Here is a 22,146-nt window from a genome sequence, read left to right as displayed (position 1 = left end):
GTTAATCAGCCTGACGTCGTAAGAATGCCGGAATATCTAAGTATCCACTCTCTTTCTCAGCTTTAGGTGCTGCACTTTGGCTAGCGCCTGTACCTGAAGAAACAGGTGACGTTGTTGGCTGCGGCTTAACTTGAGGTTTTACCTCAGTTTTTTCTTGCAATGGTTGTGCCACTTTATCTTCCACTTTTGGTGCAGTTTGAGCCGCGACCTGTGGTTGAGGAGTTGGTGCAACCTTAGCTTTACCACCAGCAACTAGTGTAATGTCTGGTTTTTTCTCTGTGCCGATACCTGTTGCTACAACAGTTACACGGATTTCATCCGTCATATCAGGGTCTAGAGAAGTACCAATCACAACTGTTGCGTTATCAGATGCGAATGCCTTAACTGTATTACCTACTGTTTCGAATTCATCTAAGCGCATATCTAGGCCAGCTGTGATGTTCACAAGAACGCCACGAGCACCAGCTAGGTCGATGTCTTCTAGTAGTGGGCTAGAAATTGCCGTTTCAGCAGCTTCTTCAGCACGGTCTTCGCCTTTTGCGATACCGCTACCCATCATTGCATGACCCATCTCTGACATTACGGTGCGAACATCCGCGAAATCGACGTTAATCATACCTGGGCGAGTAATTAGCTCAGCGATACCTTGTACAGCATTTTTAAGTACATCATTTGCACTTGCGAAAGCTTCTAGCAGAGTAACGCCGCGGCCAAGTACCTTAAGTAGCTTTTCATTTGGAATCGTAATTAAAGAATCCACATGCTTAGAAAGCTCTTCGATACCTTGCTCAGCAAACGCTAAACGTTTTTTGCCTTCGAAGCTAAATGGCTTAGTTACAACAGCAACCGTTAGCACACCCAGCTCTTTCGCAACTTCAGCAATAACTGGAGCAGCACCTGTACCCGTACCACCGCCCATACCAGCTGCGATAAATACCATATCGGCGCCAGTTAGAACTTCTTTAATTCTTTCTCGATCTTCGAGAGCTGCATCACGGCCTACTTGTGGGTTTGCACCAGCGCCCAAACCTTTAGTGATATCACCACCAATTTGGATCACGCTGCTAACGCTTGTTTTACGAAGTGCTTGTGCATCAGTGTTAACACTGATGAATTCTACACCTTCGATTGATTCACGCACCATGTGCTCAACAGCGTTACCGCCACCACCACCAACTCCAACGACTTTAATTACTGCATCGTCAGACATTTCCATCATCGGTTCAAACATGTGTTATCTCCGTTTTTTCCTGCAACTCAGGTTAAAACTCTTTTTGTATCCAATTTCGCAATTTACCAAATAAACCAGACATAGAAGGTGCTGAACGCTTAGGTTCGCTGTAATCACCTTCATCGCTGATCTGACAATCTCTTGCGTAATGAAGTAAACCAACCGCCGTAGAATGATACGGCTCTTTAACATAGTCGGTTAAACCACTAACTTCTAACGGCTTACCAACTCGAACTTGATTGCGGAAAACACGTTCCGCACACTCTACCAATCCGTCAATTTGTGCCGCTCCACCAGTGAGAACGACGCCAGCTGCAAGGTGGTGTTTAATACCTTCATCTCGTAGCTGTAATTGAACCGTATCAATAGTTTGGTTAACGAGCCCCATAAGTTCAGTGTAACGTGGTTCAATCACTTCCGACAAAGTTTGTCTTTGCAAACTTCTCGATGGACGGCCACCTACACTAGGGACGTTAACAGAATCATCCTTGCTTACGAGTTCACTCAGAGCGCAACCATGGTTTACTTTTATCTCTTCAGCATCGCTCACTGGCGTGCCAAAAGCGAAGGCAATATCACTGGTTACTGCATTTCCTGCGTAGGAAAAGACTTCTGTGTGTCGCAGTGCGCCGCCAGTCCAAATGGAAATATCCATCGTACCAGCACCAATATCAACAACACAGACTCCAAGCTCTCTCTCGTCGTCAGTAATTACCGCATTACTTGAGGCAAGTCCTGAAAACACGATTTGTTCTACAGTGAGACCACATCGTTCAACAGCTTTAATAATGTTTCTCGCCATGTCGCTATGGCAAGAAATTAGGTGAACACTGACTTCCATTCGAACACCAGATAAACCAAGTGGGTTCTTAATCCCTTCTTGATAATCAATGGTAAATTCTTGTGGGATCACGTGCAGAATTCTCTGCTCATCACCTATTTTAATTGATTTCGCGGTATGGATCGCTCGATCCATATCGTCTTGAGACACTTCTTCATCAGAGATAGTGCCCATGCCTTTTTCAATTCGGCTTGCGATATGTTTACCCGATAGCGAGATAAATACATTGCTGATTTGGCATTCCGCCATCAACTCTGCTTGATCAATAGCTCGCTGAACCGACTTAACTACCGACTCTAGGTCGTTTACACCACCTTTATCCATACCTCTGGATGGGCTTTGCCCAGAACCAATGATATTGATTTGACCATCAGGCAATATTTCACCAACTAGAGCTGATATGGTCGCAGTGCCTATATCAAGACCAACGATTATGTTGTCATCTGCGGTCTTAGTCATCTGTACTCTCTTCTAACTCTTGCTCTGGAAACCAGCCTACAGCGGCTCCCGTATCGTACCTGAGGTCGATGTAGCTCACTTGATTCGCCTTACTACCTAATTCGTTGTAAAGCGAAATAAAGCGCTCAACACGCTCATCTAAAAAATCTTTACCTAATTCTAAACGAATACCGTTGTCTAGAATGATTTGCCAGGCGCGACGCTCATTGAGAACGAGCGAGGTAACGGTTAACCCTAGGCTGTTAATTAAAGGCGTTATCTGTCGCCACTTTTCAATCACTTGTTGGCTAGTGCCATCTGGACCGTAAAGTTTAACTCTATCACCCTTCAAAAGGCCAATATCACCATTAAACACCTGACCATCTTCATTCAACAGCATATTGCCATTCCAGATAGCTGCTGCATGATACTCAGTCAAAAATACTTTTATTGTGTCTGGCCACTGCTTACGAATCGAGACAACAGAAACCCAAGGCAACGCTTCTAAACTGTATTGCAACACGCCAATATCTTGAGACATGAATGTTCCAATATGCTCTAGCTCGCTAAAGGCATGTTGAACATCACCAGCGGTTACATAAGTTAAGTCGCCTTGCAGTACTATTTTAGAGAGAGGCAATCGCTGATCGTCCCACATCCAAGTCAGTGTGGTATAGAAAAGAAATCCAATGAATAGCAATACCATGACAAAAAAAGACCCGCCTAAGGCGTGTTTCTTGAGCGACGGTAAACTGAATAGGTGGCGGTTTTCGCTAAAAGTACTTTCTACCAAAGCCCGCATTCCCTGTCGTTGGTTCGCAATTCTATTCCCTATCTTCGTAATAGAGGTAAAAGCACTTACTTTAACCTATGAATTATACTGAGCAAAATTAAACTATCAAACGTTGATAATAAGATTTTTGGTCAATTTTAGGTCAATCGCAAGAAGTGAGCGATTGACCACAGTCTGTAGACAGTATTCTGTTACGCGTTCTGCATTTTATTAATGTCTAACTGTAACGATTCCAACTGCTTCGCTACTCGACCAACATCGCCTGCACCCTGCGTTAAAACAAGGTCACCGCCTTGAATTACGTTGGCTAAAGCCGATGGCAGTGCGTTGATATCGGCAACAAAAATTGGATCTATCTTACCACGCCCGCGAATAGTTCGACTTAATGAACGCCCATCAGCCCCTGCAATTGGTTTCTCACCTGCAGAATAAACATCCAATAGAATAAGTACATCAACTTGCTCAAGAACATTCGCAAAATCATCATATAGATCACGAGTACGGCTGTAACGGTGCGGTTGGAAGATCATAACAAGACGCTTATCAGTCCAACCACTTCGTGCTGCTTGAATGGTTACGTCCACTTCGGTTGGGTGATGACCGTAATCATCGACCAGCATTGCAACGCCTTTACCTGTTTCGTACTCACCTAGGTGATCGAACCGACGACCCGTGCCTTCGGTTCCAGCCATCGCTTTTAGAATCGCTTCATCGCTGATGTCATCTTCCGTTGCAACAGCAATCGCAGCGGATGCATTCAATGCATTGTGACGACCCGGAATGTTTAGCGTAATATCAAGGTTAGCTTTACCTTTGCGTACCACCGTGAACTTGCCTTGCTGACCTTGTTGTACGTAGTTTTCAATACGGATATCAGCATCTTCTGAGAAGCCGTAAGTAATCACTTGGCGGCTAACCTGAGGAATAAGCTCACGCACTACAGGATCATCAACACACATAACAGCCTGGCCGTAGAATGGCAGGTTGTGTAAGAAATCAATAAACGTCTGCTTCAGCGTTTCAAAATCACCGCCGTAAGTATCCATATGATCCGCTTCGATGTTAGTGACAATACTAACCATTGGTTGCAGGTGTAAGAATGAAGCATCACTCTCATCGGCTTCAGCGATAAGAATACGGCTTGAACCTAAACGTGCGTTAGTGCCGGCACTTTTCACCAAACCACCGTTTACGAAGGTTGGATCTAGGCCTGCTTCAGAGTAAATCTGTGTCACTAGCGCAGTGGTGGTTGTTTTACCGTGTGTACCTGCCACAGCAATGCCGTGACGAAAACGCATCAGCTCAGCCAGCATTTCAGCACGACGAACGATCGGTGTGCGCGCTTCACGAGCAGCAATAATTTCTGGGTTTTCTTCGTTGATAGCGGTTGAAACCACCACCACACTTGCATCGGCAACGTTACTTGCTTGGTGACCAACGTAAACAGTAGCCCCCTTGCTAACTAAGCGTTCTGTCACTGGATTTTGAGCAATATCAGAACCTGTGATCTGGTAGCCTTCATTAAGCAAGACTTCAGCAATCCCGCTCATTCCGGCACCACCAATACCAATGAAGTGGATAGATTTAACACGGCGCATCTCTGGCACCATTGCACGGATTTGCGCTAAGTCTTGGGTATGTTCAATCGTCATCAATTCAATCTCATTATTTTGCTAAAGCTTTAATCGCTTCAGCGACAGTCACATCAGCATCAAGCTTGGCGGCTTGACGAGCTTTTGTTGCCATCATTTTTAATTCATTTCTATCAAGCTGCGCGATAGTGTTCGCGAGCTTATCAGCCGTCAGTTGAGGCTGTTCAATCATTAACGCTGCGCCACATTCGACTAAATGATCGGCATTCAACGCTTGTTGTCTGTCTTTGTGCATAAACGGAACGAAAATAGAACCGACACCAGCAGCAGACACTTCAGATACGGTTAATGCACCAGAGCGACACACTAATAGATCTGCCCACTCATAAGCTTGCGCCACATCATCAATAAATTCAGTCACTTGAACATTATCTACAGAATGTGATTTGTATTGTTCAATAACTTGCTGTTGATTGTTCTTACCCGCTTGATGCACCACAGTGAAGCCTTCACCAAGCTGCGCCATCGTTACTGGCAAGGTATCGTTCAGGATTTTTGCGCCCTGGCTACCGCCCATAACCAAGATGCGGATGTCACCATCACGCTCAGCCATGCGTTGCTCGGGGTCAGCTAAGGCAACAACATCTTCGCGTACCGGGTTACCCACCACTTCTGCGGTAGGAAACGCACCAGGAAAAGCTTGGAAAACCTTTTTAGCAATCTTAGACAGCCATTGGTTGGTTAAACCTGCCACTGCATTTTGTTCATGTAGAACCACTGGAATGCCAGATAACCAAGCCGAGATACCACCCGGGCCACTGACGTACCCCCCCATGCCAAGCACCACATCAGGTTGCCATGCTTTAATATGTCGTCTGGCTTGAAGTATGGCATTAATAATCTGGAACGGCGCTTTAATTAATTTACTAACGCCTTGACCACGCAGGCCTTTCACCTTAATGAAGTCGACCTCAATACCATGTTTTGGCACCAGATCTGCTTCCATTCTGTCTGCGGTTCCTAACCAGCGAATTTCCCAACCTTGTTGCTGAAGCTTTTTAGCCACCGCTAACCCTGGGAAAACGTGACCGCCAGTACCACCAGCCATCACTAAAAGTTTTTTGTTTTGTTTCATAACGTTAGATTCTTATTCTACTAATTCGTTTTGATTGTCGGCTTGTTCTTTTTGTTGAACTCGGCATTCATGATCGATACGCAGCAGCATAGAAACCGCTACTGACATCACGATAAGGCTTGAACCACCGTAACTGATCAGCGGTAAGGTTAGCCCCTTGGTCGGAACAATACCTGAAGCGGCACCTACATTAACAAGCGTCTGAAAAGCAAACCAAATACCAATGCCAAACGCCAGATAACCGCTGAACACTTGGTCGTTTTCGAAAGCTTTTTTGCCAATAAAAATAGCTTTAAAAACCAAACTAAAGATCAGCATCAACACTAAGGTTACGCCAACAAAACCCAACTCTTCAGCCAGTACAGCAAAAACAAAATCGGTGTGTGCTTCAGGTAGGTACTCGAGTTTTTGAATTGAATTACCAAGCCCTTGCCCCATCCAATCACCACGACCGAACGCCATCAATGATTGAGTTAGCTGATAACCACTACCAAACGGGTCACTCCAAGGTTCCCAGAATGACGTAACACGTCGAACACGATAAGGCTCAATAACAATCAATCCCACAACGGCAGCAATACCTGCCACCATTAAGGCTATAAATTGTGACAGCTTAGCACCTGCGATAAATAACATGCCAAACAAGGTAACCAACATTACGACAACGGTACCCAAATCGGGCTGGCCAAGTAGCAACACCGCAAAGGCACCGAACACCATGATCGGTTTACCAAAACCACCGAAGAAGGTTTTTCTCACTTCATCCTGTTTACGAACCAAATAGCCCGCCATAAAGATAAACAGAGATAACTTAGCGACTTCAGCAGGTTGTAAGTTAAACAGCCCGAGAGGAATCCAACGTGAGGCACCGTTAACCGACTTACCGACGGCTAACACCACCACTAGCAAAAAGAAGGATAAGCCCAATAGGTACATACTGTATTGAAACCAGCGTTTCATCGGGATTTGTAATATTACGCTGGATACACCTAACGCTAACACCAGGAAAATGGCGTGGCGGAACATGAAGTGAAACGGCTGATCGGTTAAACGAGCACTGATTGGGAACGAAGCCGACGTTACCATCACCAAGCCCGTCAGCATCAGTCCAAGAGCAATCCATACCAACTGACGATCGTAGAGCGCCTCTGGTGTGGCACGGTTAAGCCATTGCCAAATAGATTGATTAATCTCTTTCACTCTTTGCACTGATTGTTAGTCCTTCAACACGTTAGGCATACTCATGAGCAAGTTCAGTGAACGCATCACCTCTCGCCATGAAGTTATTAAATTGATCGAAGCTTGCACATGCAGGAGACAACATCACCATGTCACCCGACACCAATTGTGCAGAGATACTCTCGATGATGTCACGCATGGTATCAAACGTCTTAGCTGATGGATGTAATGGCATAAATTGCGCAGCATCTTCACCGAAGCAACACAGTTGTACGCGGTCTAGTTGCGCCAACACAGGCTTAAGCTCGCTAAAGTCAGCGCCTTTGCCCACACCTCCGACTAAGAGATACAAAGTACCTTGGTACTCTAACCCCGACAGAGCCGCTAATGTACTGGCTACGTTGGTCGCTTTCGAGTCGTTAACCCATTTGATTTCGCGTTTGTTAGCCACTACTTGGCAGCGATGCGTTAAACCATTGTAGGCTTTCAGAGCTTCAAGGCTTTTGTTGTAATCAATACCGACTTGCTTCAATAACGCTAACGAGACTAAAGCATTCGCCACATTATGACGTCCAACCAATGTTAAATCTTGGCTAGGAAGTACAGGCTTGCCGTTGTCTATTAGCCATTCGATACCATCAATCGTCGCTACACCAAACTCTTGGTCATCAAGTCCAAATGTCACCAATGACATCGTTTGATCAGGATAAGTCTCTTTGTCTTCGCGGTTTACGATCGCACACTGAGCGTTATTAAAAATTCTCAATTTAGCGTCACGGTAATCGGCCATGCCTTGATAGCGATCCATATGATCTTCTGACAGGTTCAAAAAGGCCGCTGCTGCAAGGTTTAGACTGAACGTTGTCTCTAGCTGAAAGCTTGAAAGCTCAAGGACATATAAATCGGCATCAAGCTCAAGAAGATCCAAGGCAGGAATACCGATGTTGCCACCAACGCCAACGTTAAGACCAGCAGCTTTAGCAAGCACACCCGTTAGATCGGTCACCGTACTCTTGCCATTGGAGCCTGTTATTGCCACGACGGGTTTGTCTACCGCCCAACCAAAAAGTTCAATATCGCCAACAACCGGAATACCCGCTTGAATAACATCTTGTATTTCAGGGGTCGCTAAGGCGATACCTGGGTTAGCAACCACTAAATCAGCTTCCGCTAACCATTGGCTATTCCAACTTCCAGAATGCAGCTCTACCGATTCAGGCAAAGATTCTTTTCCTGGTGGTAGCTCTCGCGTATCAATTACCTTCACATGCGTATGAGGTTGATATTTTACGAGATGTTTAACGACAGAGAGCCCGGTAATACCGAGCCCCACAACCACTACATTTTGAATATTTTGCCAATGTTCCATTTAAACAAGATGCTCTTAATAGTTTTAAAGAGCCTCTCATTAAGAGGCTCAGATAGGATTAACGAACTTTCAGCGTTGCTAAGCCAACCAGTACTAATACCATTGAAATGATCCAAAAACGCACGATGACACGTGGCTCCGGCCAACCTTTCAGTTCATAGTGGTGGTGAATTGGTGCCATGCGGAAAATACGCTGACCGCGCAATTTGTAAGAGCCAACTTGCAGTATCACTGACAAAGTCTCCATTACAAACACACCGCCCATGATAACCAATACCAACTCTTGGCGAACTAACACAGCGATCACACCCAGAGCACCACCAAGCGCTAGCGAGCCAACATCGCCCATGAATACTTGTGCAGGATAAGTGTTGAACCATAGAAAACCAAGTCCAGCACCTACGATAGCAGTACATACCACAACCAGCTCGGAGGTGTATGGGATGTATGGAATGTGTAAGTATGACGCAAAGTTAACGTTACCGGTCGCCCAAGCAATTACAGCAAAACCAGCCGCAACCATAACCGTTGGCATAATGGCCAAGCCGTCTAGGCCGTCTGTTAGGTTTACCGCGTTACTGGTTCCCACAATAACAAAGTAAGTTAGTACGATATACAGTAAACCAAGTTGTGGCATCACATCTTTAAAGAAAGGAACAACCAATTGAGTTGCTGCAGTATCGTGCCCGTGAGCATACAGAGCAAACGCCACGACTAACGCAATTGCTGATTGCCAGAAGTACTTCCAGCGAGCGATCAAACCATCGGTGTTCTTACGAACGACTTTACGGTAGTCATCAACAAAGCCAACCGCGCCATAACCAGCAAGTACAACTAATACAGCCCAAACATAAGGATTCGAGAGATCAGCCCACATCAATACCGTAATAATGATCGCAGCAAGGATCATCACACCGCCCATGGTTGGCGTGCCACGTTTGCTGAAATGAGATTCAGGGCCGTCATTACGAACAACTTGGCCAATTTGTAGCATTTGCAGACGCTCAATTAAACGAGGTCCCATCCACAGTGACAGACATAACGCCGTCAAAATACTCGCGATTGCACGAAACGATAAGTATTCGAACAAACGGAAAAAAGAAAAGTGTGGCTGTAGTAGCTCTGCAAGCCAAATTATCATGAAAAGTTCTCCTTTAAAGCAGCGGCTATTTTACTCATTCCTGCACTATTCGCGCCTTTTACCAATAAGGTATGTGACACGCTTTCTGGCAAGCTTAGGTGCTGCTCTATGTGCGCGATCATCGCTTGATGCGTTGTAAAGTGGGTACCATTACAGACCTCACTAATCACCTTGGTATCATCACCGTAAGTAAGTACATGCTCAAAAGCGAATGGGGCAGCATATTCACCGACTTGACGGTGAAGTGCAAGGCTTTCATCGCCTAATTCAGCCATATTACCTAAAATTAACCAACGTTGACCTTTGAAGCTCGAGAGTAGCTTCGCTGCCGCCTTCATTGCTGGCACGCTGGCGTTGTAACTGTCATCTATGAGTTTGATATTCTGACTTAATTGTTGAACCTCAACTCGCCCTTTGACAGAGATCAGATTCGCTAAACCATTTTTCACCTCATCAAGCGAGGCTCCAAATTGGATGCTCAACGCTGCAGCTGCTAATGCATTCGCTACGTTATGTTGGCCGATGATACCAAGCTCAACAAATATGGACCCTTGAGGTGTCTGCATATCAAAGCACGCTTCACCTTGCTCATTGATGCAAATATTCTTGGCAAAATAATCCGCCTTGCTGTCGCTTTCTGAAAATGTCAGCACGCTTTTATCTGCAAGCACGTCATTCCAAAAGTCACCACCGTTGCTCTCTAGATTAACAATAGCAGTATCATCAGCAGCAAGCCCCTGAAAGATTTCACCTTTCGCTTGTTTCACACCATCAATCGAACCAAAGCCTTCTAAATGAGCCGCGGCTACATTATTAACTAAGGCAACTTGTGGCTTCACTAGCTGAGTGGTGTAGGCAATTTCACCAATATGGTTAGCGCCTAGTTCGATCACCGCATAGTCGTCGCTAGGTTCACTGCGTAACAAGGTCAATGGCACTCCAATATCATTATTGAAGTTACCTGCGGTAAACAACACCTTGCCACGTTGCTGCAGAATGCTTGCCACCATCTCTTTAACCGTCGTTTTACCACAACTGCCTGTAATCGCCATGGTTGGCACGTTACACTGTTTGTGGATCCAAGCACTTAGCTGACCTAAAGCAAGTTTAGTGTCTTCAACAACCACCTGAGTAATATTTAGGTCAAGTTTTCGTTCGACTAACAACGCGCTCGCATTAGCCTCTACCGCTTGATGACAAAAGTCATGCGCATCAAAACGCTCGCCAACAAGAGCAACAAACAGTGCACCCTCTTCAACGGTTCGAGTGTCAGTAGAAACCGCATTAATAACACTATTGCTCGACTTGCCAGCCTCAATCAGCTGACCGCTCACCGCTGAACAAATCTGCTCGAGTGATACATCAATCATTATGAAATACCTAAAAGTTGTAGCGCGGACTCTCGATCTGAGTAATGGATCGTTTCGTCTTTCAATACTTGGTAATCCTCATGGCCTTTACCAGCCAAAAGAATAATGTCATTACTGCCTGCCTGTTCTAGGGCAAACTTAACCGCTTGATAGCGATCGTGCTCGACGAATGCAGATTCTGGTTCGCTTAAGCCAGCTAGCATGTCTTTAACAATCAAAGCAGGATCTTCGCTGCGAGGGTTGTCATCTGAAATAATAATTTTGTCGGCGAACTGCTCTGCCGTTACCGCCATCATTGGACGCTTACCTGTGTCGCGATCGCCACCACAGCCGAAGATAGCCCACAGCTTTCCTGAGCAGTGTACACGCAGTGCAGCCAATGCTTTTTCTAGAGCATCTGGCGTGTGCGCGTAATCGACAACGACTTTTGCTTTGCTCGGAACTTGAAACAGTTCCATACGACCAATAACAGGTTGAAGCTGAGAAGCGGTGTCGACCAAGGTTTGCTTGTCGATACCCAATGAAAGCAAAGTCGCGAAAGCAACCAGTACGTTTGATGCGTTGAACTGACCAATCAATGGAACCGAAAGATCACCTTGCCCCCAGCTACCATCGAAAGAGAGCTTAATCCCAGTTTCTGCATAGGCGACATCAGATGCCCACACCGACTGTTGGTAACCAGACAACGGAAGCAATGAAACAGCTATTGCATTGGACAAATTTGACATCCACGCTTTGCCGACTTCATCATCCACATTGATCACTGCATGTTTGCATTTGTGTTGAGTAAACAGGCTCTTCTTAGCCAGTGCGTACTCTTCCATCGTGCCGTGGTAATCAAGGTGATCACGACTCAGGTTAGTGAACACACCAACCTCAAAATTCAACGCTTTTACTCGGCCTTGAACCAAACCATGAGAAGAGATTTCCATCGCGGTATAAACTGCACTTTCCTCAGCCAACTCGCTCAGTGTGCGTTGTATTTCAATCGCGCTGCCCGTGGTATTAGCCGCTATTTTTAGGTTATCTAAGAAGCCATTACCCGTTGTGCCCATTACCGCCGAACGCTGGCCGACCAAATCAAGCCACTGAGCAATCAATTGGGTGATGGTGGTTTTACCATTGGTGCCGGTAACACCAATCAACTTAGTCGCTTGAGAAGAATAAACTCGGCCAGCCAGTTCAGAGAGAATTGAATTTAGCTCAGATACATAAACAACAGGAACAGCATTTAACCACTCAACCAAGCCATGAGCTTTGTCATCACTCGCTTGTGCAATGACAGCTTTCGCACCTTGAGCGACGGCTTTGTCGATAAAGCGACGACCATCAATGGCATGTCCAACAATGGCAACAAAAATATCGCCTTCCTTGATGGTACGGCTATCCAACTCCAATTGCTCAACAACAATCGCATCTAGCTCAAGTGAACTAAAGTCCCCCCAAGGAGAAAGTAAAGATGACAGCGTGAGGCTATTACTCATATTGAATCCTGATTGGCTCTATTCTTGAAACTTGTTTTCATCAGCAGGGACATTGAGTATTTGCAGTGCCCCCTTCATGATTTCAGAAAAAACGGGGGCAGCAACAGAACCGCCATAGTAAAGGTCACCTTGCGGCTCATTGACTACGACAACCAGAGCTACTCTTGGATCGCTGACTGGAGCAAAACCCGACGTTATAGCAATATACTCATCACTATAGCCACCCGCAGCGGCTTTACGAGATGTACCCGTTTTTGCCGCAACTCGATAACCCGGAACAGCGGCTCTGGTTGCAGTTCCGCCCTTTTGAGTCACGCCTTCTAACATTTGCAATACCATCTCTGCATTTTCACGTTTGATGATCTGCTTTGAGAAGTCTTGGTCGTTGCTTTTAATGATATGAATCGGTTCATACATGCCTTTGTTGGCTAACGTTGCATAAGCATGAGCCAACTGAAGCGGGGTCACAGATAAGCCATAACCAAACGATAGCGTCGCGATTTCGAACTTAGACCAACGGCGACGATTAGGGAAAATACCACTCGTTTCACCCACGAGATTTAGCCCAGACATTTCGCCTAAACCAACCGAACTGTACATACCAAGTAACGCTTCAAGTGGCATATCAAGCGCTAATTTCGCCACGCCGATGTTACTTGATTTTTTAAGGATCAAGGCTAAATCAGCCTTGCCCACTTTAGAGGTATCACGTACTCGGCTACCTCCAATTTGCATGATGCCATTACCTGTATCAATAATAGATTTCGCATCAGCTGTACCATTTTCTAATGCGGCGAGCACCACAAAAGGTTTCACTGTTGAGCCAGGCTCCATAGCATCGGTCAGCACGCGGTTTCGCATTTTAAAGCTTTGTAAATCAGAGCGGTTGTTCGGGTTGTAAGACGGTGCATTGACCATGGCTAACACAGCGCCCGTTTTCACATCGAGTAATACTGCAGAGCCTGAGGTCGCTTTATGATCGGCCACCGCTTGCTTAATCGCTCGATAGGCTATCGCCTGCAATCGTTGATCGATGGTGAGTTCTAGTGGTTTGCCTTCTTCGCGTTCTTCTAACGCAATGTTTTCGACAACGCGTCCGTAGCGGTCTTTACGAATCGTTCGCTTGCCTGCTTCGCCCGTAAGCCATTTATCGTAACTGCGTTCAACCCCTTCCAGGCCGTGTCCATCAATTCCGGTCACACCGATAAGGTGTGCACTGACTTCACCAGCAGGGTAGTAACGTCGAGATTCCGCTTTTAGGCCCACACCCACCAGCTTAAGTTCACGGATATACTTAGCCATCGCAGGGCTAACTTGTCTTTGTAGATAAATAAATCGACGGGATTTATTGCTAGAGATCTTATCGATCATCGATTGTCGCTGTAGGCCAAGTACATCGGCTAACGCATACCAACGATCAATCTGGGCCATACCATTTTTATCGAAAATCGTTTTTGGGTCGGCCCATACAGCCTCAACGGGAACACTCACAGCAAGCGGCTCGCCATTGCGGTCAGAGATAATACCGCGAGCAGAAGGAATAGCCTTAACACGCACTGAGCGAAGATCGCCCTGACGAATTAAGTTATCGGGTTCAATGATTTGGATGTAAGCCACACGGCCAACGAGTGCAGCAAAGGCTAGAAACACGAAAGCAATAACAACGTTGAAACGCCATTTAATAAGAATTGGATCCGAATCCTTTTCGCTCTTCACTCGCTCTTTCGTTGATTCATTAACGGTTTTTGCGGGTGTTTTTTCCTTTTTACCGGTCATTTCAGTGTGATCACAACTTCTTTGTCGGAGTCTGGACGTTTCATGTCTAGCTCTCTTTTTGCCGATGCTTGAACGCGGCTGTGTTCTGCTAGCGCCGTCTCTTCAAGCATTAAATTTCGCCACTCATCATCAAGTTGTTCCCGCTCCACCAATGCCATGTCTTTTTGCGTAATCGCCTGACGTGATACATGTGTCGTAAGAACGACCCCCATCGCACTCGCAAAGATGCAGATAAGAAGCCCCAATGGGACTTTACCCACGGAGATCAAATCAAAAAAGATTATCTTGGCTAAGTTGGGTTTGGAGGTCTTCATTGACTATAGCTTTTCTGCGATTCGTAGTACTGAACTACGCGAACGAGTATTCTCATCCACTTCATCTTTAGAAGGCTTGATTGCTTTACCAATTGGTTTCAGATCGGCACTGCCTAGCGCTTTGATCTGCTCTTCAGTTAGTGGCAGGCCATGTGGTACTTGCGGTCCTTGGCTCTCTTTACGTATAAAGCGCTTCACCATACGGTCTTCAAGCGAGTGGAAACTGATAACAGAGATACGACCTTGAGGAGCAAGGATGCTTGCCGCGCCTTTCAGTGCGGTATCGATCTCTTCTAGTTCACTGTTAATGTAGATACGGAATGCTTGGAAAGCACGTGTTGCTGGGTGTTTTTTCTCTTTGAAGCTTTTTGGAGCGACATCAGAGATAAGCTTAGCCAGTTGACCAGTGCGCGTTAGCGGTTCGTTCTCTTCATTCTCTTGATAAGCAATGATGCCTTTCGCGATACGACGAGCGTGTTTGTCTTCACCGAACTCACGAATAACCCATGTGATGTCATCAAGATCAGCTTCAACCAACCACTGAGAAACAGGAATGCCGGTTGTTGGATCCATACGCATATCAAGCGGGCCATCTTTCATAAAGCTAAAGCCACGTTCAGCATCATCCAGCTGTGGTGAAGAGACACCTAAATCCAGCAATACGCCATCCACTTGACCGACTAAGTCATAACGCTCTGCATATTCAGCCATACCTGAGAACGGGCCGTGAATAATCGTAAAACGAGGGTCATCAATCTTTTGTGCTTCGGCAATCGCTTGTGGATCGCGGTCGATACTAAAGAGTCTTCCATTCTCGCCCAGTTTAGACAGGATTGTACGGCTGTGACCACCACGGCCAAAAGTACCATCGATATAGGTACCGTCAGGTTTGATCGCAAGTCCGTCAATAGATTCGTTAAGCAATACTGAAATATGTTTGAATGCTTCTGTCATAGTCTTCTCAGTGAATGGATTGAGCCATTAGTTCGGCAATAATATGTTCTATTAACGTTTTAGTTTACTGATTTCACGCCGTATCTCCACCATATTGTGTATAGCCTTTGGGAATTTTTGACCCAAGCTCATATCAAGATGATGGATTCTAAGGAAATCTAAATAATTAACGTCAATATAAAGCAAAAAACCCATCACTACCGTTAAGTAATGATGGGTTCTTTATATAGGTGGAGTTGACACATACGCCGGGTTCTGTTCCGCTTGCGCGGCGGTAACCATTCGTCTAGGCCTGCAATCGCTCACAGGCTCAAGCAATCTACCCGCCCCCATACGCGAGCAGCGCAATGCGAGGGCCTATTTGATCTTGCTCCGGGTGGAGTTTACCTTGCTACGAACTGTTGCCAGTCGCACGGTGCGCTCTTACCGCACCCTTTCAGCCTTACCTGTGCCTCTTCCGAAGAAATGAGGCCATCGGCGGTCTTCTCTCTGCTGCACTTGTCGTGGGCTCGCGCCCCCCAGACGTTATCTGGCACCCTGCTCTATGGAGCCCGGACGTTCCTCCCCTCTACCAGTCTCCCGAAGGACTTCAACGTCAGTTTCCCGAAGGACCTCAACGTCAGTCTCCCGAAGGACATCAGCAAAGCAGCGATTACCCGTTCAACTCCGAGGGCGGATTGTATAGAGATTAGTGTGCAGTGTCTAGCGAGATCACAAATATGCTGCAAACCATTAAGCAAGTGCACGAATTTTACACAATCCAAGCACAAAAAAAGGAGCGACGGTATTACCATCACTCCTCATAAGCTTTTCAATACAGGTTAGCTACTCTATAAATAGGTATCTAGTCTATAAAGAGCTATCTAGTTGTCTAGATGCTCTAGGCCCCATTTGTATAAAGCGTTCTTTTTCAGATTGTAGATTTCTGCCGTCATCGCTGCTGCTTTTTTAAGTGGCAGTTCTTTGGTTAGAATACCCAGCGTGCGAGTCGCTTCGTCTGGCAACTCTGTGCTCGCTTCTTCACGGTGACCGTGAATTAGCAATACCATCTCACCGCGTTTACGGTTTGCGTCTTCTTCAATCCACTCAATAAGTTCACCAAGTGGCAGACCTTGGATGGTTTCGAAGGTTTTGGTTAGCTCACGCGCCAACACAACCTCACGGTCAGGGCCTAAGATCTCTAGCATGTCTTGTAGAGAATCAGTAATACGGTGCGGAGATTCGTAGAAGATACACGTGCGTTCTGCTTTTGCTATCTCTAAGAACTTGTCTTTACGACCTTTGCTCTTTGGCGGTAAGAAACCTTCAAAGCTGAAACGATCAGACGGCAAACCAGACGCACTTAGTGCGGTAATCACAGCACAAGCACCAGGAAGTGGCACAACTCTCACACCCGCTTGACGACATTGTGAGACAAGATGGTAACCTGGATCACTGATTAAAGGAGTACCCGCATCAGAGACTAATGCGATAGACTGACCTTCTAATAACCTTTCGACTAGAACTTGTGCTTTAGTTTGTTCATTATGATCATGTAAAGCGAACGTTCTGGTTGATATATTGAAGTGAGCAAGCAGCTTACCCGTGTGGCGTGTGTCTTCGGCTGCAATAACATCGACACTTGATAAAATTTCAATTGCTCTTTGAGTGATATCTCCCAAATTTCCGATTGGGGTTGGCACAATATAGAGAGTTGGGCTCTCTGTGAGCAAGGTTTTGTTATCTGTCATTTGTTTACCATCACTTCAACGATTAATATAGATACAAATTTATACGGAATTTAAAGAACTCATGGCAACGATGAACCATAAGAGACTCAGTGTACCACGCTTACTCACTCCAATTGCATTAGCAATTACATTGGCGGCTTGTTCTTCAGGTCCTCAAGCACCAACGCGTGTTGATATTACACTAGATCCAGCGCAATCAACTGAAAGTTACATGATGCAGGCGGATAGTAGCAAAGGAAGTCTACAAAACGACTGGTTAATCATGGCGCTTAAGGCTTCTGTGCAAGCTGGAAAAACCGATCAAGCGACTCTGCTGATCAAACGCTTAGCCAAACAAGAGCTGAGTGAAGTTCAACAAGCAGAATGGCAACTAGCTCGCGCTCAACTGCTGGTGAATAACTCGCAACCACAGCAAGCGTACAGCCAACTGAACTTTCAACCTTGGTGGAAGCTTCCGAACGAGCAATGGAAAGATTATCACGAGCTACGCGCCAACATTTCTGAAATACAGAATGAGTATTTCGAAGCGAGCCGTGAGTTAGTCCTTTATTCTGAATATCTGGACGCTAGCGACGAAAGCCAACAGCAAACGGCCGGCCGTATTTGGCAGAACCTGAATAGCTACTCTCAATACGAGATTCTAGAACTGAAAACATCGCCGACAGAAGATGTGCTTTCAGGTTGGTTGCAACTGGCTATCTACATGAAGACGCTGAATTCGAACCTTCCAAACCTACAGGAAACCCTGACTGATTGGTTGGCAGAGAATCCTCAGCACCCTGCGGCTACTTACACACCTCAAGCGATCACCGACATATTAGCGTTAGAAATCAGCAAACCAACCAGCACTGCGCTACTGCTGCCGCTAACAGGTAAGTACGGTAAGCAAGCACAACTTGTGCGTGATGGTTTCATCTTTGCGATGATGAATGACAAAGAGCGTGAAGAAGATGCAACGTTGACCGTAATGGATACCAACGTACAAAGTGCCGCTGAAATTAAAGCGAAACTGGAAGAGAATAACGTTGATTTCATCGTTGGCCCTCTGATTAAGAGCAATATCACTAAGCTTCAACAAGCGCAGAAAAACCACGAAAACTCGATTCCAGCATTAGCTCTTAATATTCCAACTCAGCTAGAACCAGATACTAATATTTGTTATCTCGCTTTATCGCCAGAACAAGAAGTCGCTCAGGCTGCGAAACACCTTTTTGCACAAGGCTATAAGTACCCACTTATTCTTGCACCCAAAGGACGCTTAGGTGACCGCGTTAAGCAAGCATTTAACGAAGAGTGGCAGAAATACAGCAACAACGACGTTGCAATCAGCTTCTTCTCTGACAAACGCCAACTGCAGCGTAATGTGAATCAGATTTTCGGTTTACAAGAGAGCCAACAACGTATCGCTCAAATGGATGGGCTACTTAACCTAGACCTAGAAACAGAGCCACGCAGTCGTCGTGATATCGATTCTGTCTACATTGTCGCTAAGAACTCAGAGCTAACACTCATCAAACCCTTCATTGAAGTTGCAATTAACCCTGATGCTAGCCAACCTGCACTGTTTTCAAACTCACGCAGCAACAGCGGTGACAAGCAATATGAAGACCTAACGGGTGTCTTCTACAGCGATATCCCGCTATTAGTCGAGAACAAAAACGAGCTTAACAAAGCGCTTAATGACCTATGGCCTTCACACTCGAACAGCCAAAAGCGTCTACAAGCTCTAGGAATGGATGCATACTATCTAATGGATGCACTACCACAGATGAAAGCCGTACAAGATTACAGCATTACAGGTGAAACCGGCGTATTAACCATCGACAACAACTGTGTTGTTCAACGTGAAATCAGCTGGGCAGAGCATGGGGCTTTTTAGCCGTAAGTTCCTATCCAAGCCATCAATCACCCACAAACAAGTGGGTGATAAATACGAAGCCGTGGCAAAAAATTATTTAGTTCGCCACGGTTTATCGTTAATTGAAGAAAACTTCATAGCAAAATGTGGCGAAATTGATCTTATAATGCGCCATAACAAAACAGTTGTGTTTGCTGAGGTAAAATACCGCAAGCAAACACGCTACGGACATGCCGCTGAAATGGTGACAGCCAAAAAGTCACAAAAGCTACTCAAAACAGCCAATGTTTGGCTTATGCAGCAAGGCTTGTCGGTACACTCTACAGATTACAGGTTTGATATCATTGCCATCGAAGGGCCGAATGACACTATCGACTGGATTCAAAACGCGATTACCCAAGGATAAACATGCTAGACAGCATCAAAGAAAGTTTTACAGAAAGTATTCAAATCCAAATTGCGGCGGCAGAAGCTCTGCCAGACGCAATCACGCATGCCGCTCAAGCAATGGTTGCAACCCTGCTTAACGGAAACAAGATTCTTTGTTGTGGTAACGGTGGTTCGGCATCGAATGCTCAGCAATTTGTCTCTTGCCTACTTAATCGCTTTGAAACCGAGCGCCCTAGTCTTCCAGCAATGGCTCTCACTGCTGATAACACCACACTAACGGCTGTGGCAAACGACTACCACTATGAAGAGATCTTCTCTAAGCAGGTACGTGCGTTTGGTCAAACTGGTGATATTTTACTGGCTATATCTACTAGTGGTAACAGTAAAAATATCATCAAAGCAATGGAAGCTGCGGTAACACGTGATATGACAATCATCGCCTTTACTGGTAAAGATGGTGGTGAAATGGCTGGCCTGCTTGGTGAGCACGATGTAGAAATTCGTATTCCCTCACACCGTACAGCACGTATCCACGAAGTACACATGGTGACACTACACTGCTTATGTGACCTAATCGATCAAGTACTCTTCCCAGCTCACGAAGAGTGATATACGGAGCATCACGATGAAATCATTAACTTCTATGAAGCTGCTTAAGCTGATTAGTGTTTCGCTACTTACACTGTCGTTATCTGGTTGTGCTGGTCTTTTCATTGCTGGTGCAGCAACTACTGCAAATCTAGTCACCGATACACGAACCACCAAAGAGATTTGGAGCGACAACAATATCGAATTTGAAGTTGCAGCTATGACAAATAAACCGCCATTTCGCGGCAATGTCAGTATCACAGCAAGCTCTTACCGTGGTTCAGTAGTTCTGATGGGGCAAGCAACGACAGATGCTGAACGTCGTGCTTTTGAAAGCCAAGCTAAAGCAGTAACGGGAGTTGAAAGTATACACAACCAGATCCGAGTGAAAGAGCCACTGTCTGTTAGTGCTATCAGCAAAGACAGTTGGATTACCACTAAAGTGAAGTCTGCCCTACTTGCCAAGTCTGAGCTTAACGGTATCAAAGTCAAAGTCATTACTGAAGATTCAGAAGTATTTCTGCTTGGATTAGTTTCTCGAGAACACGCTGATATCGCGACAGAAGTTGCGCGTAATATCTCTGGTGTGAAGCAGGTGATTCGAGCGTTTGAATATGGTGAAGAAGACGCTTCTGTAAACTAACTTACTTTGAATTTACTTAGACAAGTTAGCTAACAAAGCCTAACGAAATGAGTCTAGCAACTAAAAATCAGTTAGCACAAAAAGAAAAAGCAGCGATAAATCGCTGCTTTTTTTGTATTTGGAGTTATTTAAAAAATAACGCTATTTGATAACACGAAGGCTTGGGCGACCTTTCGCTGGACGAGATGGCTCAGGTTCTGAGTCAGACTCTTCAGCATCTACGTCTGCTGTTGCAACACTCAAAGATGGGCCTTTTTCTGGTTCTTCAAAAGGACTTTCTTCAATTCCTTCTTCAAACGCTTCCATGTAAGCCTCTTCAGGTTCAAACATGGTACCAGCACCATTCTCACGAGCATAAATTGCTTGTACTGCGTATAGCGGAACGATCACAGAGTGTGGACGACCACTAAAGCGAGCACTAAACGTCACAGCTTCGTTACCCAGTTCAAGTTGTCCAACCGCACGAGGCGCGATGTTCAGAATGATCTGACCATCTTGAACAAACTCGTCTGGAACTCTCACACCCGGCAATGTTGCTTCAACAACCAAGTGTGGAGTCAGTTCGTTATCAACCAGCCATTCATAAAATGCACGAAGCATGTATGGTCGGCGTGGAGTCATATTTGAAATATCCATAAACGCTTAGCGAACGAGTCGCATCTCACGCTCAGCTTCCGTTAGAGAAGCTAGGAATGAATCACGTTCGAATACGCGGTTCATGTAAATCTTAAGTTCTTTAGAACCAGGACCAATCAGTTCGATACCAAGCTCAGGTAAACGCCATAATAGCGGAGCTAGGTAACAATCAATTAGGCTAAACTCTTCGCTCATGAAGTATTCATACTCAGCGAAGATAGGAGCAAGAGTTAATAGGTCGTTGCGTAATTTCACGCGAGCTGCTTCAGATTCTTCAGCGTTGCCTTTAACGATCTTCTCTGCAACTGAATACCAGTTACGCTCAATTCGGTACATCATTAGACGACTGTTACCACGAGCAACCGGGTATACAGGCATCAATGGTGGATGAGGGAAACGCTCATCTAGGTATTCCATGATGATCTTAGAGTCATATAGAGCAAGCTCACGATCAACAAGAGTAGGTACTGATTTGTACGGGTTCAGTTCAACAAGCTCTGCTGGTAGATTTTTTTCATCAACCAACTCAACTTCAACACTTACGCCTTTTTCAGCAAGAACAATGCGCACCTGATGGCTATACATATCAGAAGCACTTGAGAAAAGAGTCATTACAGAACGTTTATTGGCAGCTACAGCCATGGAGCCCTCCAGTACACTTTAAATAAAAACAATGGAGGCCTA

20 protein-coding genes and 1 other RNA gene are annotated in these 22,146 nt (G+C 45.5%); 4 read left to right on the top strand and 17 right to left on the bottom strand.

The window, feature by feature from the left end; translation table 11 throughout:
• Position 1: 1 nt before the first annotated feature.
• The 15 genes from ftsZ to rsmI all read right to left on the bottom strand — a co-directional run bounded on the left by ftsZ (position 2) and on the right by rsmI (position 17,347).
• Complete coding sequence (gene ftsZ / locus ACED25_RS13925) at positions 2–1,231, bottom strand: cell division protein FtsZ (protein WP_012603216.1); 1,230 nt, start codon at positions 1,229–1,231, stop codon at positions 2–4.
• A gap of 31 nt (positions 1,232–1,262) precedes the next feature.
• Positions 1,263–2,531, bottom strand: coding sequence for a cell division protein FtsA (ftsA, locus tag ACED25_RS13920; protein ID WP_004729844.1), 1,269 nt, complete (start codon positions 2,529–2,531; stop codon positions 1,263–1,265).
• Positions 2,524–3,303 carry a cell division protein FtsQ/DivIB gene (locus ACED25_RS13915; protein ID WP_029225533.1) on the bottom strand — a complete coding sequence of 260 codons (780 nt, stop codon included), beginning with the start codon at positions 3,301–3,303 and terminating at the stop codon, positions 2,524–2,526. The genes ftsA and ACED25_RS13915 overlap by 8 nt, the downstream gene beginning before the upstream one ends.
• Positions 3,304–3,494: 191 nt before the next feature.
• Entirely contained in the window at positions 3,495–4,955 is a 1,461-nt protein-coding gene (gene murC, locus ACED25_RS13910; RefSeq protein WP_135382844.1) for a UDP-N-acetylmuramate--L-alanine ligase, read from the bottom strand.
• A 13-nt stretch (positions 4,956–4,968) separates the two neighbouring features.
• Positions 4,969–6,030 (bottom strand): undecaprenyldiphospho-muramoylpentapeptide beta-N-acetylglucosaminyltransferase, encoded by a 1,062-nt coding sequence (murG, locus tag ACED25_RS13905; protein ID WP_371695468.1) that lies wholly within the window; start codon positions 6,028–6,030, stop codon positions 4,969–4,971.
• Between the two features lie 12 nt (positions 6,031–6,042).
• Positions 6,043–7,239, bottom strand: coding sequence for a cell division protein FtsW (gene ftsW / locus ACED25_RS13900; RefSeq protein ID WP_009848956.1), 1,197 nt, complete (start codon positions 7,237–7,239; stop codon positions 6,043–6,045).
• A gap of 22 nt (positions 7,240–7,261) precedes the next feature.
• Positions 7,262–8,578 (bottom strand): UDP-N-acetylmuramoyl-L-alanine--D-glutamate ligase, encoded by a 1,317-nt coding sequence (gene murD / locus ACED25_RS13895; protein WP_371695467.1) that lies wholly within the window; start codon positions 8,576–8,578, stop codon positions 7,262–7,264.
• A 58-nt stretch (positions 8,579–8,636) separates the two neighbouring features.
• Complete coding sequence (gene mraY, locus ACED25_RS13890) at positions 8,637–9,719, bottom strand: phospho-N-acetylmuramoyl-pentapeptide-transferase (protein WP_009848954.1); 1,083 nt, start codon at positions 9,717–9,719, stop codon at positions 8,637–8,639.
• On the bottom strand, positions 9,716–11,089 hold the full coding sequence (gene murF / locus ACED25_RS13885) for a UDP-N-acetylmuramoyl-tripeptide--D-alanyl-D-alanine ligase (RefSeq protein ID WP_135382841.1): 1,374 nt from the start codon (positions 11,087–11,089) through the stop codon (positions 9,716–9,718). The genes mraY and murF overlap by 4 nt, the downstream gene beginning before the upstream one ends.
• Positions 11,089–12,573, bottom strand: a complete 1,485-nt coding sequence (murE, locus tag ACED25_RS13880; protein WP_371695466.1) for a UDP-N-acetylmuramoyl-L-alanyl-D-glutamate--2,6-diaminopimelate ligase — start codon at positions 12,571–12,573, stop codon at positions 11,089–11,091. Before murE ends, murF begins: the two co-directional genes overlap by 1 nt.
• A gap of 18 nt (positions 12,574–12,591) precedes the next feature.
• Positions 12,592–14,349 (bottom strand): penicillin-binding transpeptidase domain-containing protein, encoded by a 1,758-nt coding sequence (locus ACED25_RS13875; RefSeq protein WP_009848951.1) that lies wholly within the window; start codon positions 14,347–14,349, stop codon positions 12,592–12,594.
• Positions 14,346–14,663: a cell division protein FtsL gene (gene ftsL / locus ACED25_RS13870; RefSeq protein ID WP_009848950.1), complete on the bottom strand. Its 318-nt coding sequence runs from the start codon at positions 14,661–14,663 to the stop codon at positions 14,346–14,348. The genes ACED25_RS13875 and ftsL overlap by 4 nt, the downstream gene beginning before the upstream one ends.
• 3 nt (positions 14,664–14,666) lie before the next feature.
• A complete protein-coding gene (gene rsmH / locus ACED25_RS13865) occupies positions 14,667–15,617 on the bottom strand; it encodes a 16S rRNA (cytosine(1402)-N(4))-methyltransferase RsmH (protein WP_009848949.1) in 951 nt (316 codons plus the stop codon).
• 228 nt (positions 15,618–15,845) lie between these two features.
• An RNA gene (rnpB, locus tag ACED25_RS13860) (RNase P RNA component class A) lies at positions 15,846–16,285 on the bottom strand.
• 195 nt (positions 16,286–16,480) lie between these two features.
• Positions 16,481–17,347, bottom strand: coding sequence for a 16S rRNA (cytidine(1402)-2'-O)-methyltransferase (gene rsmI, locus ACED25_RS13855; protein WP_009848948.1), 867 nt, complete (start codon positions 17,345–17,347; stop codon positions 16,481–16,483).
• 61 nt (positions 17,348–17,408) lie between these two features.
• On the opposite strand from rsmI, the gene ACED25_RS13850 reads away from it, so the two are divergent.
• From ACED25_RS13850 to ACED25_RS13835, 4 genes are read left to right on the top strand one after another with little or no spacing between them, the layout of a single operon-like run.
• Positions 17,409–19,226: a penicillin-binding protein activator gene (locus ACED25_RS13850; RefSeq protein WP_371695465.1), complete on the top strand. Its 1,818-nt coding sequence runs from the start codon at positions 17,409–17,411 to the stop codon at positions 19,224–19,226.
• Positions 19,213–19,611, top strand: a complete 399-nt coding sequence (locus ACED25_RS13845; protein ID WP_135382847.1) for a YraN family protein — start codon at positions 19,213–19,215, stop codon at positions 19,609–19,611. The genes ACED25_RS13850 and ACED25_RS13845 overlap by 14 nt, the downstream gene beginning before the upstream one ends.
• A gap of 2 nt (positions 19,612–19,613) precedes the next feature.
• Complete coding sequence (locus ACED25_RS13840; RefSeq protein WP_004729817.1) at positions 19,614–20,204, top strand: phosphoheptose isomerase; 591 nt, start codon at positions 19,614–19,616, stop codon at positions 20,202–20,204.
• A 16-nt stretch (positions 20,205–20,220) separates the two neighbouring features.
• Positions 20,221–20,826, top strand: a complete 606-nt coding sequence (locus ACED25_RS13835; RefSeq protein WP_012603205.1) for a BON domain-containing protein — start codon at positions 20,221–20,223, stop codon at positions 20,824–20,826.
• A 141-nt stretch (positions 20,827–20,967) separates the two neighbouring features.
• Here ACED25_RS13835 and sspB read toward each other — a convergent pair whose 3' ends face one another.
• Positions 20,968–21,462 carry a ClpXP protease specificity-enhancing factor gene (gene sspB / locus ACED25_RS13830; protein WP_012603204.1) on the bottom strand — a complete coding sequence of 165 codons (495 nt, stop codon included), beginning with the start codon at positions 21,460–21,462 and terminating at the stop codon, positions 20,968–20,970.
• 6 nt (positions 21,463–21,468) lie between these two features.
• Positions 21,469–22,104, bottom strand: a complete 636-nt coding sequence (gene sspA, locus ACED25_RS13825; RefSeq protein WP_009848943.1) for a stringent starvation protein SspA — start codon at positions 22,102–22,104, stop codon at positions 21,469–21,471.
• Between the last annotated feature and the right edge of the window lie 42 nt (positions 22,105–22,146).

It is taken from the genome of Vibrio sp. 1F263 (assembly GCF_041439035.1).
Classification (GTDB): domain Bacteria; phylum Pseudomonadota; class Gammaproteobacteria; order Enterobacterales; family Vibrionaceae; genus Vibrio; species Vibrio tasmaniensis_A.
Note: the sequence above shows the minus strand (reverse complement) of the source record. Positions and strands in the feature narration are given on the sequence as shown.

Coding starts and splice junctions, on each gene's coding strand:
- murE (WP_371695466.1), bottom strand. CDS start 12,573: ATGAGTAATAGCCTCACGCTGTCATCTTTACTTTCTCCTTGGGGGGAC.
- murD (WP_371695467.1), bottom strand. CDS start 8,578: ATGGAACATTGGCAAAATATTCAAAATGTAGTGGTTGTGGGGCTCGGT.
- murG (WP_371695468.1), bottom strand. CDS start 6,030: ATGAAACAAAACAAAAAACTTTTAGTGATGGCTGGTGGTACTGGCGGT.
- ACED25_RS13840 (WP_004729817.1), top strand. CDS start 19,614: ATGCTAGACAGCATCAAAGAAAGTTTTACAGAAAGTATTCAAATCCAA.
- ACED25_RS13850 (WP_371695465.1), top strand. CDS start 17,409: ATGGCAACGATGAACCATAAGAGACTCAGTGTACCACGCTTACTCACT.
- rsmI (WP_009848948.1), bottom strand. CDS start 17,347: ATGACAGATAACAAAACCTTGCTCACAGAGAGCCCAACTCTCTATATT.
- sspA (WP_009848943.1), bottom strand. CDS start 22,104: ATGGCTGTAGCTGCCAATAAACGTTCTGTAATGACTCTTTTCTCAAGT.
- murC (WP_135382844.1), bottom strand. CDS start 4,955: ATGACGATTGAACATACCCAAGACTTAGCGCAAATCCGTGCAATGGTG.
- rsmH (WP_009848949.1), bottom strand. CDS start 15,617: ATGACAGAAGCATTCAAACATATTTCAGTATTGCTTAACGAATCTATT.
- ACED25_RS13875 (WP_009848951.1), bottom strand. CDS start 14,349: ATGACCGGTAAAAAGGAAAAAACACCCGCAAAAACCGTTAATGAATCA.
- murF (WP_135382841.1), bottom strand. CDS start 11,089: ATGATTGATGTATCACTCGAGCAGATTTGTTCAGCGGTGAGCGGTCAG.
- ftsZ (WP_012603216.1), bottom strand. CDS start 1,231: ATGTTTGAACCGATGATGGAAATGTCTGACGATGCAGTAATTAAAGTC.
- mraY (WP_009848954.1), bottom strand. CDS start 9,719: ATGATAATTTGGCTTGCAGAGCTACTACAGCCACACTTTTCTTTTTTC.
- ftsL (WP_009848950.1), bottom strand. CDS start 14,663: ATGAAGACCTCCAAACCCAACTTAGCCAAGATAATCTTTTTTGATTTG.
- ACED25_RS13845 (WP_135382847.1), top strand. CDS start 19,213: ATGGGGCTTTTTAGCCGTAAGTTCCTATCCAAGCCATCAATCACCCAC.
- ACED25_RS13835 (WP_012603205.1), top strand. CDS start 20,221: ATGAAATCATTAACTTCTATGAAGCTGCTTAAGCTGATTAGTGTTTCG.
- sspB (WP_012603204.1), bottom strand. CDS start 21,462: ATGGATATTTCAAATATGACTCCACGCCGACCATACATGCTTCGTGCA.
- ftsA (WP_004729844.1), bottom strand. CDS start 2,531: ATGACTAAGACCGCAGATGACAACATAATCGTTGGTCTTGATATAGGC.